Origin of the sequence: Streptomyces sp. NPDC019224 (genome assembly GCF_040632605.1) — a bacterium.
Taxonomy (GTDB): Bacteria; Actinomycetota; Actinomycetes; order Streptomycetales; family Streptomycetaceae; genus Streptomyces.
In genome coordinates this window covers 1-12,851 of record NZ_JBEYCF010000070.1, presented here as the reverse complement: position 1 = coordinate 12,851, position 12,851 = coordinate 1, and the positions used below count along the sequence as shown (strand labels likewise).

The 12,851-nt window shown below is 72.4% G+C and carries 9 protein-coding genes; 8 read left to right on the top strand and 1 reads right to left on the bottom strand.

What is annotated here, in order from left to right; all coding sequences use genetic code 11:
* Positions 1 to 5 precede the first annotated feature (5 nt).
* The 7 genes from ABZ564_RS30110 to ABZ564_RS30080 all read left to right on the top strand — a co-directional run bounded on the left by ABZ564_RS30110 (position 6) and on the right by ABZ564_RS30080 (position 9,720).
* Positions 6 to 77, top strand: coding sequence for a putative leader peptide (locus ABZ564_RS30110; RefSeq protein ID WP_360862327.1), 72 nt, complete (start codon positions 6 to 8; stop codon positions 75 to 77).
* 296 nt (positions 78 to 373) lie between these two features.
* Entirely contained in the window at positions 374 to 1,966 is a 1,593-nt protein-coding gene (locus ABZ564_RS30105; protein WP_360862297.1) for an ABC transporter substrate-binding protein, read from the top strand.
* A gap of 1 nt (position 1,967) precedes the next feature.
* Complete coding sequence (locus ABZ564_RS30100; RefSeq protein ID WP_360862295.1) at positions 1,968 to 2,912, top strand: ABC transporter permease; 945 nt, start codon at positions 1,968 to 1,970, stop codon at positions 2,910 to 2,912.
* A 5-nt stretch (positions 2,913 to 2,917) separates the two neighbouring features.
* Positions 2,918 to 3,805: an ABC transporter permease gene (locus ABZ564_RS30095; protein ID WP_360862293.1), complete on the top strand. Its 888-nt coding sequence runs from the start codon at positions 2,918 to 2,920 to the stop codon at positions 3,803 to 3,805.
* The gene (locus ABZ564_RS30090) at positions 3,802 to 5,658 is read left to right on the top strand and encodes an ABC transporter ATP-binding protein (protein ID WP_360862291.1); all 1,857 of its coding nucleotides are present in this window, start codon (positions 3,802 to 3,804) and stop codon (positions 5,656 to 5,658) included. The genes ABZ564_RS30095 and ABZ564_RS30090 overlap by 4 nt, the downstream gene beginning before the upstream one ends.
* 52 nt (positions 5,659 to 5,710) lie before the next feature.
* Entirely contained in the window at positions 5,711 to 8,026 is a 2,316-nt protein-coding gene (locus tag ABZ564_RS30085) for an arylsulfatase (protein ID WP_360862290.1), read from the top strand.
* 149 nt (positions 8,027 to 8,175) lie between these two features.
* Complete coding sequence (locus ABZ564_RS30080; protein ID WP_360862288.1) at positions 8,176 to 9,720, top strand: MFS transporter; 1,545 nt, start codon at positions 8,176 to 8,178, stop codon at positions 9,718 to 9,720.
* Between the two features lie 24 nt (positions 9,721 to 9,744).
* Here ABZ564_RS30080 and ABZ564_RS30075 read toward each other — a convergent pair whose 3' ends face one another.
* Positions 9,745 to 12,036 (bottom strand): glycoside hydrolase family 3 N-terminal domain-containing protein, encoded by a 2,292-nt coding sequence (locus tag ABZ564_RS30075; RefSeq protein WP_360862326.1) that lies wholly within the window; start codon positions 12,034 to 12,036, stop codon positions 9,745 to 9,747.
* Positions 12,037 to 12,204: 168 nt separating this feature from the next.
* Here ABZ564_RS30075 and ABZ564_RS30070 point away from each other — a divergent pair, with 168 nt between their 5' ends.
* Positions 12,205 to 12,804 (top strand): TetR/AcrR family transcriptional regulator, encoded by a 600-nt coding sequence (locus tag ABZ564_RS30070; RefSeq protein ID WP_360862286.1) that lies wholly within the window; start codon positions 12,205 to 12,207, stop codon positions 12,802 to 12,804.
* Positions 12,805 to 12,851 lie beyond the last annotated feature (47 nt).

The following is a 12,851-nucleotide window of genomic DNA, read 5'->3' as shown; positions in this document are numbered from 1 at the left end:
CGGACATGCGCCTCGTCTCCCGCAGGCACGTCGACCTCTGTCGACAGGCCAGCGCGGTCTGTGCCGCCCGCCGCTGAGCCGGACCGCGGCCGCCAGGCCCGCGCCCCTCGCCCCGCTGACATCTCACCGGTAGCGACCACCCGCTGAGACCCGGGGTCCTCCCTCCCGCACGGCCTCGCGTGCTCCCGCACGCCGCGGGATCCCCTCACGCCTCCCCGCGCCGATCCCGTACGGCCGTCTCGGCGGCCTGGGACCGGGGTGTCCTTCGCGCAGCGCATCCCCGTCGTTCCATTGCTCCCGCAACGGAACGAATCCCGTACGTGCTCCGCCGTGCCCCCACCTTCCCTTTTCCCACCGTCACAGGCAGGCATCGATGACCGAGCTGTACCCCTTCACGCCCTCCGGTCCCTCCCGGCGCTCCACGCTGCGCGCCGCAGGCGGCGGCGCGCTGCTCCTCGGCCTGGGGCTCACGGGCTGCCGCTCGGCGGTGTCGGACGCCTCGTCCGCCCCGCAGGGCGCGAGCGCCGCACCCCGGCGCGGCGGCGTGCTGAACGTCGCCGTCAACAGCGACCTCACGCCCGCCCTGCTGTTCTCCCAGAGCGGCCAGTCCCTCCAGCAACGGCTGATCTACAACACCCTCACCCGCTACGACGACCGCCTCCACCCGAAACCCGAACTCGCCACCTCCTGGACGTACGCCGAGGACGGGCGCAGCATCACGCTCCGGCTGCGCGACGACGTCACCTTCCACAACGGCCGCAAGTTCACCGCGGACGACGTGATCTTCGCCGTGAAGAACCTTCAGAACCCGGTGAGAGCAGCTCAGTTGCGCAGCACGGCGGCCACGGTCACCGGGTTCGAGAAGCGCGGCGACCATGAACTGGTGCTCAAGCTGGCACACCCGGTGAACAACCTCTTCGACCTGTTCGAGTTCATGATCATCGCGGATCCGGAATCCGTCGAGGACGCCGTCGCCGGGAAGAAGTTCATCGGAACCGGCCCCTTCAGGCTGAAGAAGTGGAGCCCCGGCTCCGGACTGAGCCTCACCCGCAACGACGCGTACTGGCAGCCCGGCCGCCCCTACCTCGACGGGGTCGAGCTGCGGGTCATAGCCCAGGCCGACGCGCTGATCTCGTCCCTGCGCTCCGGCCAGTCCCAGCTCTCCTTCGACGTGCCCGGCAAGAGCCTCGGCGTCGTCAAGGGCGACTCCCGCCTCACCATCACCGACTACGACACCGGTGCCGGAGCCGTCTACCTCGGCGTCAACACCACCGTCGCCCCGCTGAACGACCGGACCGTCCGCCAGGCACTCGCGTGGGCCGTCGACCGCGACCGGCTGGTCGCCCAGACCCTCGGCGGGTACGGCCTCGCCTCCGCCGCGCCCTGGCCCAAGTCCTCGCCGGCCTTCACCGAGGCCAACCGCACCCACTACACCCATGACCCCGCGAAGGCCCGGCAACTCCTGAAGTCCGCCGGGCACAGCAGGCTCGAATTCCCGATGCTGCACCTCGCGCTGCCCGGCGAGACGGCGATCGCCGAGTCCATCCAGTACGACCTCAAGCAGGTCGGCGTCCACGTCACGCTCCAGCCCACCGACGGGGCCACCGCGCAGAAGAAGCTCATCTCGCAGGGCATGCCGGCCCTGTGGTCCCTGGGGCACGGGTTCGCCCAGGTGCAGCCTTCCACCCTCGCCGTCAGCGCGTACCCCTTCAACGAGGCGAAGAACACCTCCAAGTACCGCTCCGCCGCCTACACCAAGGTCGTGCGGGAGGCCTGGACCGAGCCGGAGACCGGCACGGCCGCCGCCAACGCCCTGCACCAAAAGATCTCCTCCATCCTGCTCGACGAGGCGTTCCTCATCGACCTCGTGGTGCGCGGACAGGTCCAGGTCTCCGCCGCCCGGCTGCACGGCGTGACGCTCAACAAGTTCTCCTACCTCAACCTCGACAACGCCTACCTGGTGTGACATGCGCAGCTACCTGCTCCGGCGGCTGCCGTCCGCCCTCCTCGTCCTGGTCGCCGCCTCCTTCCTGATCTTCACGATCCTCCGGCTGGTCCCCGGCGACCCCGCCACCGCGCTCGCCGGCCCCGACGCGGACGCGGCGACCGTCGCCGCGATCCGCGAACGGCTCGGCCTCGACGCGCCCCTGCTCTCCCAGTACGCCCACTGGATCGGCTCGCTGCTGAAGGGGGACCTCGGACCCTCGTACGCGATCGGCGGGCAGACCGCCGACCTCATCGGTGACGGGCTCGGCGCCACCGCCGAACTCACCCTCGCCGCACTCCTGTTCGTGGTCGTGCTCGGTACGGCCTTCGGCGTGCTCGGGGCCACCTCGCGCAACCGGTGGCTTACCGCCGCCGTCCGTGTGATCACCACCGCCGCCCTGGCCGTGCCGCCGTTCGTCAGCGGCGTCCTGCTCGTCCTGGTCTTCGCCGTCGTCCTCCCGGTGCTGCCGCCCGGCGGCCGGGTCGCCTTCCTGACGGCCCCCGACCTCGCCGCCCAGTACCTGGTGCTGCCGGCGCTCTGCCTGGCCCTGCCCGGCGCCGCCGTGCTCGGCCGCTACCTCAAGGACGGCATCGAACGCGGGCTCGCCGAGGACTGCATCCGTACCGCCACCGCCGCCGGGATACCCCCGCGCCGCCTGCTGTGGCGCCACACCCTGCCCAACGCCCTCCCGCCCGTCGTCACCCTCCTCGGCATGCAGGTCGGCAACCTCCTCGGCGGGGCGGTCCTCGTCGAGGCGATCTTCGCCTGGCCCGGCCTCGGACAGCTCGCCGAACAGGCCCTCCAGCGCCGCGACTACCCGGTCGTCCAGGACCTGCTGCTGCTCCTGGTCGCCGTCTTCGTCCTCGTCCAGCTGCTCACCGACCTCGTGTACGCCTGGCTCGACCCCCGGATCAGGTGGGAGTAACCCTGATGAACCAGACGACCGACCTCCTCACCGCCGCGCCGCCCCCGGCCGCCCGCAAACCGCGCGGCACGGCCCGCCCCCGCCACCCCTACCGCACCGCCCTGTCCACCGCCCGCGCCCGCACCGGCCTCGTCCTCGTCGGCGCCGTGGTCCTCGCCGGGCTCCTCGCACCGCTGCTCGCCGGACACGGGCCCACCGACCAGAGCGGCCAGAGCCTCGCCGGACTCGGCGCGCCCGGGCACCTCCTGGGCACCGACGACCTCGGCCGCGACCTGCTCAGCCGGGTGCTGTACGGCATCCGCACCGACCTCGGCATCATCACGATCGCGGTGCCCGCCGGCGCCGTACTCGGCTGCCTGCTCGCCCTGGCCGCCGCCGCCCACCCGGTGGCCGACACCGTCGTCCAGCGCGTCTTCGACCTGCTCCTCGCGTTCCCCGGCCTGATCCTGGCGCTCGCCGTCACCGCGATCCTCGGCCCGGGACGCATCCCCGTCGTCCTCGTCATCGCCCTCGCCGAGGTCCCGGTGTTCGGCCGGCTGCTGCGCGGCGGCGTCCTGGTGCAGCGGGAACGCGAGTACGTCACCGCCGCCCGGGTCAGCGGCGGTTCGGGCCGCCGGGTGCTGGTCCGGCACATCCTGCCCAACGCGGCCGACCCGCTCGTCGTGCAGATCGCCGTCTCGCTGACCGTCGCCGTCTTCATCGAGGGCGCGATGAGCTTCCTCGGCGTCGGCGTCCGGCCGCCGCAGCCCACGCTCGGAGCCGTACTCAGCCAGTCCATGCCCTACCTCGCCCAGGCCCCGCACTTCGCCGCGGGCCCCCTGATCACCGTGACCGCGCTCGTCCTCGGACTCTCGCTCATCGCCGAGGCGCTCAACCGGGAGATACGCCGATGACCACCCAGGAACTGCTGGAGGTCCGCGACCTCGGCGTCGAGTTCACCGCCCCCGACGGATCACCGCTGCGGGCCGTGCGCGGGGTCTCCTTCACCCTGCGCCGGGGCGAGACCCTGGCCGTCGTCGGCGAGTCCGGGTCCGGCAAGTCCACCACCGCACTCGCCCTGACCCGGATGCTGCCCGGCACCGGTCGCATCACCACCGGCACCGTCCGGCTGGAGGGCCGGGACCTGGCCGCCGCCGGCGACGCGGAACTGCGGGCGGTGCGCGGCGCCCGCATCGGCATGATCTTCCAGGACCCGATGACCGCCCTCAACCCCGTCCTCACGGCGGGCCGGCACATCGACGAGGTCCTGCGCGCCCACGGCAACCGCGACAAGGCCGCACGCCGCACCCGTACCGTCGAACTCCTGGACCGCGTCGGCATCCCCGAGCCGCACCGCCGCGCCGACGACTACCCGCACCAGTTCTCCGGCGGCCAGCGCCAGCGCATCCTCATCGCCATGGCCCTCGCCGGCGAACCGGACATCCTCCTCGCCGACGAGCCGACCACCGCGCTCGACGCCACCGTCCAGGCCCAGATCCTCACCCTGCTCGGCGACCTCAACCGCGAGATGGGCACCGCCCTCGTCCTCATCACGCACAACATGGGTGTCGTCGCCCGTGCCTGCGAACGGGTCCTCGTCATGTACGGCGGCACCGTCGTCGAGGACGGGCCCACCGCCGAAGTGCTCGCCCGCCCCCGCCACCCTTACACCGCCGGGCTCCTGGCCGCCGTGCCGCGCCTCGCCACCCCGTCCGGGACCCGCCTCACCGGCATCCCCGGCAGCCCGCCCGACCTCACCCTCCTCGGTGAGGGCTGCGCCTTCGCCGACCGCTGCACCCTCGTCGAGGACCGCTGCCGCACCGCCACCCCGCCGCTCGCCCGGGTGGCCGGCGACGTACGGGTGGCCTGCCTTCCCGCCGCCGGACGCACCGAACCCCTGCCCGCCCCTGCCCCGCCCGCCCGCATCGACCGCCCGGCCCCCGGCGCGGTCGTCCTGGAGGCGGCCGGCCTGACCAAGACGTACGGGGGACGCGGCGCCCGCAAGCGCGGGGTGGCCGCGCTCGACGGGGTGTCGCTGACCCTCGCGGAGGGCGAGACCCTGGGCATCGTCGGCGAGTCCGGCTCCGGCAAGTCCACCCTGGCCCGGGTCCTCGCCCACGCCCACACCGCCGACGGCGGCACCCTGCGGCTGCGCGGCGAGGACGTCAGCCGGCCCTCGCGCCGGGCGCTGCACGCGGTGCGCCGCCAGGTCCAGATGGTGTTCCAGGACCCCTACGCCTCGCTCAACCCCCGCATGACGGTGGGCGAGATCGTCGCCGAACCCCTCATCGCGTTCGGCATCGGTGACCGCGCCGCACGCCGGGCGCGGGTGGCGGAACTCCTGGAACTGGCGGGCCTGGACCCCGCCGTGGCCGGGCGCCACCCGCGCTCCTTCTCCGGCGGCCAGCGCCAGCGCATCGGCATCGCCCGCGCGCTCGCCCCCGCGCCCTCCGTCCTCATCTGCGACGAACCCGTCTCCGCGCTCGACGTGTCCGTCCAGGCCCAGATCACCGGCCTGCTCACCGACCTCCAGCGCGACCTGGGCCTGTCCCTCGTCTTCATCGCCCACGACCTCGCGGTCGTCCGGCAGGTCAGCCACCGCATCGCCGTCATGCACCGGGGCCGGATCGTGGAGACCGGCACCGCCGACGAGGTCTGCGAGCACCCCCGCGACCTGTACACCCGCGCCCTGCTCGCCGCCGTACCCGAGCCCGTCCCCCCGGCGGCCCGGGCCGAGCGAGCCGAGAGGACGGGCGCCCTCGCATGACCGCCCGCCCCGTGCAGCCACCCGCCCCGACCCGTGACGGAGCCTCCCGCCGATGACCACCAGCACCCGCCGCGACCCCTACGACGGCTTCCCCGGCCGGATCGGCCGCACCTTCGCCGCCTCCGAGCCGGCCTGGCCGGCGCCCCGCACCCCGGGCGAGAGGGCCCCCAACATCGTCGTCGTCCTCGTCGACGACATGGGCTACAGCGACATCGGCCCCTTCGGCTCCGAGATCCCCACACCCGTCCTCGACGGCCTGGCCGAGGACGGCGTACGCCTGAGCAACTACCACACCATGCCGCTGTGCTCACCGGCCCGCGCCGCCCTCCTCACCGGCCTCAACCCCCACCGCGTCGGCTACGCCATGGTCGCCAACTCCGACCCCGGCTTCCCCGGTTACGGCATGGAGATCGCCGACGACATCCCCACCCTCGCCGAACTCCTCCACGACTCCGGCTACGCCACCTACGCCGTCGGCAAATGGCACCTGGTCCGCGACTCCGCGTCCAACGCCGCCGACGACCGCGCCAACTGGCCGCTGAGCAAGGGCTTCGACCAGTACTACGGCGTCCTGGAAGGCCTCACCAGCCTCTTCCACCCGCACCAGCTCGTCCGCGACAACAGCCCGCTGGACATCGACGAGTTCCCCGACGACTACTACTACACCGACGACATCACCGACCAGGCGATCTCCATGGTGAAGTCGCTGCGCGCCCACGACCCGGACAAACCCTTCTTCCTCTACCTCGCGCACAACGCCGTCCACGGCCCCCTCCAGGCCAAGAAGGAGGACATCGCCCGCCACCGGGGACGCTACGACGAGGGCTGGGACGTCCTGCGCGAGCGCCGCTTCGCAGCCCAGCTCACCGACGGCCTCTTCCCGCCCGGCACCAAACTCCCCGAACGCAACAGCGAGGCCGGGCTCGACGTACCGGCCTGGGACAGCCTCACCGAGGAGCAACAACGGCTGTACGCCCGCTACATGGAGGTGTACGCGGCGCTCGTCGACAACATCGACCAGAACCTCGGCCGGCTCACCGCCACCCTCGAAGCCCTCGGTGAACTCGACAACACCGTCATCGTCTTCACCTCCGACAACGGAGGCACCGGTGAAGGCGGCGCCGAAGGCACCCGCTCCTACTTCAGCCGGTTCGTCCACCACCCGGCCCTGCCCGGTGACTGGACCCCCGACGTCGACCGCGACCCCGAGCTCATCGGCGGCCCGCGCAGCCTGGTGCACTACCCGCGCGGCTGGGGCATGGCCTCCAACACCCCCTTCCGCCTCTACAAGGGTCACACTTACGCGGGCGGGGTGCGCGTTCCCTTCGTCCTGTCCTGGCCGAGGGGAGTCCGGGAGGGCCGGCTCACCCCGGGGGTGCGCCCGCAGTACCAGTACGTCACCGACATCGCCCCGACCCTGCTCGAACTCGCCGGTCCGGAGCGGCCCGAGCGCCGGCGCGGTGTCCTGCTCCAGGAACCGGACGGCGTCAGCCTCGCCCCGGTGCTGGCCGATCCGGAACACCTCTCCACCCACCCCGAGCAGTACTGCGAGATGACCGGCAACCGCAGCTACTACCGGGAGGGTCGCAAACTCGTCACCCTTCACCGTCCCGGCGCGCCGTACGACGACTCCGAGTGGGCGCTGTACGACATCAGGACCGACCCGACCGAGATCCACGACCTGGCCGACGAACACCCCGGCCTGGTCAAGGAACTCTCGGCGGCCTGGGAGAAGGCCGCCTGGCGCAACGGGGTCTTCCCGCTCCCCGACGGCAGCGGTGCCCTCGCCCGGCGCAACCCGGCCGAACGCCGGCTGTCGCTTCCCCTGACCCTGCTGCCGGGCACCCCGGAGCTGGAACGCTACCGCTCCTCGCGGCTGGTCTCCCTTCGCTCCTTCGAGGTCACCGTCGCCATCGAGGAGCCGGGGGAGGGGGTGCTCGTCTCGCACGGCGACCAGGGTGGCGGCTACAGCCTGTACGTGGAGGGCGGCCGCCTGCGTTTCGCGTACAACGAGTACGGCGTGCTCCACGAGGCCGACGCCGGGCCGCTCGCGCCCGGTGAGCACCTCGTCCGGCTCGCGGCCACGGCGCAGCAGGGGCTGCGCTGGGGCTTCACGGTCGCCGTCGACGGCGAGGTCCGGGCGGCTATGCCCAGTGTGCACCAGCTCATCGGCATGGCGCCGTTCCAGGGCATCAGCGTCGGCGTCGACCGCAAGTCACCCGTCTCCTGGCCGCTGTTCGAGCGCCACCGCTCCTTCCGCTTCCGGGGCCGGCTGCGGTCGGTGACCTATACCCCGGGTGAGCCGGGACCCGACTCCCCGGAGGCCGTGGCGGCGGCGCTGAGGGAGGCGGCGGCAGCGTTCGAGTGAGTCCGCGCCGGTGCCGGCGGTCCGGGGACCGCCGGCACCGGGGGCCGTCCGCCGTGCCCGGAGATCGATTGGCGACGGCCCGTGGGCAGGTCTAACGTCGGGGGGGTGAACGATCGTGTTCACTGACGACACGAGCGGCCGATGAACCGATGACTGGCTCCCGCGCGACTTCCCCGCAGGCCACCGAAACCCCTCGGAAGGGGCGAGGCGGCGGGATCGCCCTGCTCGTCATCTGCTCGTGCCAGCTGATGGTGGTCCTCGACATCACCATCGTGAACATCGCGCTCCCGCACATCCAGACCTCGCTGGGTTTCTCCACCGAGAGCCTGTCCTGGGTGATCAACGCCTACACCCTGACCTTCGGCGGTCTGCTGCTGCTGGGCGGGCGGCTCGGTGACATCCTCGGGCGGCGCAGAGTCTTCATGAGCGGCGTCGCCCTCTTCGTCTTCGCCTCCCTGCTCGGCGGTCTCGCCCAGGAGTCCTGGCAGTTGCTCGCCGCCCGTGCCCTGCAGGGCGTCGGCGGCGCGATCGCCTCGCCCACCGCGCTCTCGCTCATCACGACCACGTTCCGCGAAGGCCCCGAACGCAACAGGGCCTTCGGTGTGTTCGCGGCCGTCTCCGCGGGCGGCAGTGCCATCGGGCTGCTCGCGGGCGGTCTGCTCGTGGAATGGCTGGACTGGCGGTGGATCTTCTTCGTCAATGTGCCGATCGGCGTGCTGATCGTGGTGGCGGCCCGCCGCTATATCCAGGAGTCCGAGCGCCGGCCGGGGCACTTCGACGTCCTCGGCGCCCTCACCGCGACGCTGGGCATGGTGTGCCTGGTCTACGGCTTCATCCGCGCCTCCGAGGAAGGCTGGAGCGACCCCCTCACCCTGGCCGCGTTCGCCGCGGCGGTGGTGCTGCTCGGCCTGTTCATCGCCATCGAGAACCGGTCCCGGCAGCCCGTCACCCCGCTGTGGATGTTCCGCGACCGCAACCGCGCGGGCACCTACGGGATGATGCTGAGCCTCGCGGCGGCGATGTTCGGGATGTTCTTCTTCCTGACCCTGTTCGTGCAGAACATCCTGGGCTTCAGCCCCTTGCGGACAGGGCTCGCCTTCCTGCCGGTCAGCGTCATCATCGCCATCGGTGCCGCACTGGCCTCCCGGCTGCTGCCGCGCTGGGGTCCCAAGCCGTTCATGGTCACGGGAGCGGTGCTCGCGGCGGTCGGGCTCGGCTGGCTCACCCGGACCGATGTCCACAGCACGTACCTGGGCAGTCTCCTGGGGCCTGTGCTGGTGTTCGGCCTCGGCATGGGCCTGCAGTTCGTCTCGTTGACGCTGATGGCGCTCTCCGGCGTCGCGCCCCACGAGTCGGGCGCGGCCTCCGGCATCCTCAACACCACCCAGCAGGTGGGCGGATCGCTCGGCCTGTCGATCCTCGTCACGGTCTTCGGTACGGCCAGCCGCAACGAGGCGGCCGACCAGGTGCCCAGGTTCATGGCCGAGGCGACACCGGCGCAGCTGGCGCAGTTCCGCAGGACCGGGCAGCTTCCTGGGACCTGGGGCGACCAGGTTCTGGCATCCGGCGTCTCCACCGCCTTCCTCGCCGCCGCGGCCTTCGCCGTCGCCGCCGCGCTGATCGCCCTGTTCGTCATCCAGGTCCGCCCCTCGGACCTCGAACGGCTGCGCGGCAGCGGGCGGCCGGGACCCTGACACCCGGCCGCCCGCCGGCGAACGTCAGCCCTTGACGGTGAAACCCGCCCTCAGCAGGTCCTCGTCCCGCGACGACGGGCCGACGAGCAGCTCGAAGGCGCCCGGCTCGACGACCCGCCGGCCCCCGGCGTCCACCAAGGTGCATACGGACACCGGCAGTTCGACCACGACCTCGCGCGACTCGCCCGGGGCCAGCCGGACCTGCCGGTACGCCTTCAGCTCCTTCTCCGCCCACGTCACCGACGTGACCGAGTCGCTCACGTACACCTGTACGGTCTCCAGTGCGGGCCGCTCACCGGTGTTGCTGACCACGACGCGCGCCCGCAGTGTGTCGTTCGGGCCCAGGACGTCGACCGGCACCTCCAGGTCCGCGTAGTCGACGGTCGTGTAGCTCAGGCCCTCCCCGAACGCGAACGCCGGCCGCTGCGTCAGGTCCGCGTACCTCGTGCCGTGCTGGCCGCGCAGCTGGTTGTAGTACGTCGGCTGCTGCCCCGCGTGGCGCGCGAAGGACACGGGCAGCCGCCCGGACGGCTCCAGGAGACCGAGGACCAGCTCGGCCACCGCGCGGCCGCCCTGCATGCCCGGGTTGAACGCGTACACGATCGCCGCCGCGCGGTACGCGGACGGCGGCAGCACCAGCGGCTTGGAGGCGATGACCACCACGGTGAACGGCTTGCCCGTCGCGGCCAGCGCGTCCAGCAGGGCGACCTGGCCGCCGATCAGCTCCAGGGTCGCGGTCGAACGCCCCTCACCGATCAGCTCGATGCGGTCGCCCACCACGGCGACGACATGGTCGGCGGCCTCCGCCGCGGCGACCGCCTCCGCGATCAGCGCTTCGGACGGCTCGGCCGGGACGACGATCTCGGGGCGCGGCTGCCCGTCCGGGAAGAAGGCGCCCTCCGGGTCCGGACCCACCGTCAGGATCTCGGCGCCCCGCGCGTGGGTGACGGACCAGCCTGCGGGCACGTGCTCCCGGAAGCCGTCGAGCACCGTACGGATCATGGCGCGCGGATGGCCGTCCGGCAGCCAGTCCGCCTGGCCGGAGGAACCCGCCCAGTCCCCGAGCTGGGTCTGCGCGTCGTCCGCGTTGGGGCCGATCACGGCCACCGTACGAGGTGCGGCGCCGGCGTCCGCGATCGCGCGCCCGTCCGCCCCGGCCGCGAAACCGCCGTCCAGCGGCAGGGTGCCGTCGTTGGTCAGCAGCACCAGCGAGCGGCGGGCCACCTCAAGGTTCAGCTCGGCGTGCCCGGCACTGCCGATGACCGCCTCCTGCCGGGCCCGGTCCGGGTGGCGCGGGTTCTCGAACAGACCCAGCTCGAACTTGAGCGTGAGGATGCGCGCGACCGCCGCGTCGATGTCGGCCTCGTCGAGCCGCCCCGCCGCGACCGCCTGCTGCGCGCCCTCGAAGAAGTCGGGCGTCGTCATCACCATGTCGTTGCCCGCCCGGACCGCGGCGGCCGCCGCCTGCGCGTGGTCGGCGTACACCTTCTGCTCCCACACCATGCGACCGACGTTGTCCCAGTCGGTCACCAGGGTCCCGGTGTAACCCCACTCGCCGCGCAGCACCTCGCCCAGCAGCCAGTCGTTGACGGTGATGGGGACGCCGTCCATGGACTGGTAGCCGAGCATGAACGTACGGCAGCCCTCCTCGGCGACCCGCTCGAACGGCGGCAGGAACCACGAACGCAGCTTGCGCCGCGAGATGTCGGCCTCGCTCGCGTCCCGCCCGCCCTGGGTCTCGGAGTAGCCCGCGAAGTGCTTGGCGCACGCGAGGATCGCGGTCGGGTCGTCGAGCCCCTCGCCCTGGTACCCGCGCACCATCGCCGACGCCAGCTCGCCGATGAGGAACGGGTCTTCGCCGAACGTCTCGCTCACCCGGCCCCAGCGCAGGTCCCGCGTGATGCAGAGCACCGGCGAGAACGTCCAGTGGACGCCGGTCGCCGCCACCTCGACGGCGGTCGCCCGCGCCACACGCTCCAGCAGCTCCGGGTCCCAGCTCGCGGCCATCCCCAGCTGGGTGGGGAAGATCGTGGCGCCCTCCCAGAACGAGTGCCCGTGGATGCAGTCCTCGGCGACCAGGAGCGGGATGCCCAGCCGGGTACGCCGGGTCAGCTCGGCGGCTTCCAGGACGCGTTCGGGCGAGGCGTGCAGGATCGACCCCGCGTGCATGTCCTCGATGTGCTGCCGCACCCCGTCCTTGGCGTTCAGCTGGAGCATCTGGCCGACCTTCTCGGGCAGCGTCATCCGGCCGAGCAGGTCGGCGACGCGCTCCGGAACGGACAGGCGGGGGTCGAGATAGGGCAGGGAGGAGCCCACGGGAGTTCCTTTCACGACGTCGGCGACGTTCTCATCGGGCGATCTCATCGGGCGATAGCGGAGGCCGCGCTTCGGTGACACCGTACGCCGAATCCCGACCTAGTGGTAAGTAAGTAATATGCAAACGTACGCAGCGGGTCCTGCCGAGACGACCGGGGAGCGTGGCGAGTGACCGGCGGGGAGCGGCGTGGCTACGCCAAGGGCCGGGCCAAACGCGAGGAGATCCTCGATCAGGCCATGGCCATGTTCGGCGAGGCCGGCTACCGGGGTGCCTCGCTGCGGGTGATCGCCACCCGCTGCGGCATTTCGCATCCCGGACTGCTGCACCACTTCCCGACCAAGGAGTCCCTGCTGCTCGCGGTCCTGGAACACCGCGACGCCGTGGACGGCCAGTGGCTGGAGGCGGGCCGCCCCACCGGCGTCGACCGGCTGCGCCGTCTGGTCGCCCTCGCGGCACTCAACGCGCGGCGGCGCGGCATCGTCGAGCTGTTCTGCGTCCTGTCCGCCGAGGCCACATCCGCCGACCACCCGGCCCACGCCTACTTCGTCGAGAGGTACCGCGCCTCGGTGCTGACCACGGCCGTCTCCTACACCGAGGCACGCGAGAAGGGCGTGCTGCGCGAGGACATCGACCCCGGTGAGGCGGCCCAGCAGCTGATCGCACTGATGGACGGTCTGCAGACCCAGTGGCTGCTGAGCGGCGGCGCGACCGACATGGCCGGTGTCCTGGAAGCGCACGTGCAGGCGCAGTTGACCGTGCCGTTCTGAGCGGGGCGTGCGGGGGGGGGGGCGGGGCCGCCCCCCCCCCCCCCCCC

What these genes read in the sequence shown, in the direction of transcription:
- ABZ564_RS30105 (WP_360862297.1), top strand. Translation starts at nt 374, where the DNA reads ATGACCGAGCTGTACCCCTTCACGCCCTCCGGTCCCTCCCGGCGCTCC.
- ABZ564_RS30100 (WP_360862295.1), top strand. Translation starts at nt 1,968, where the DNA reads ATGCGCAGCTACCTGCTCCGGCGGCTGCCGTCCGCCCTCCTCGTCCTG.
- ABZ564_RS30095 (WP_360862293.1), top strand. Translation starts at nt 2,918, where the DNA reads ATGAACCAGACGACCGACCTCCTCACCGCCGCGCCGCCCCCGGCCGCC.
- ABZ564_RS30090 (WP_360862291.1), top strand. Translation starts at nt 3,802, where the DNA reads ATGACCACCCAGGAACTGCTGGAGGTCCGCGACCTCGGCGTCGAGTTC.
- ABZ564_RS30085 (WP_360862290.1), top strand. Translation starts at nt 5,711, where the DNA reads ATGACCACCAGCACCCGCCGCGACCCCTACGACGGCTTCCCCGGCCGG.
- ABZ564_RS30080 (WP_360862288.1), top strand. Translation starts at nt 8,176, where the DNA reads ATGACTGGCTCCCGCGCGACTTCCCCGCAGGCCACCGAAACCCCTCGG.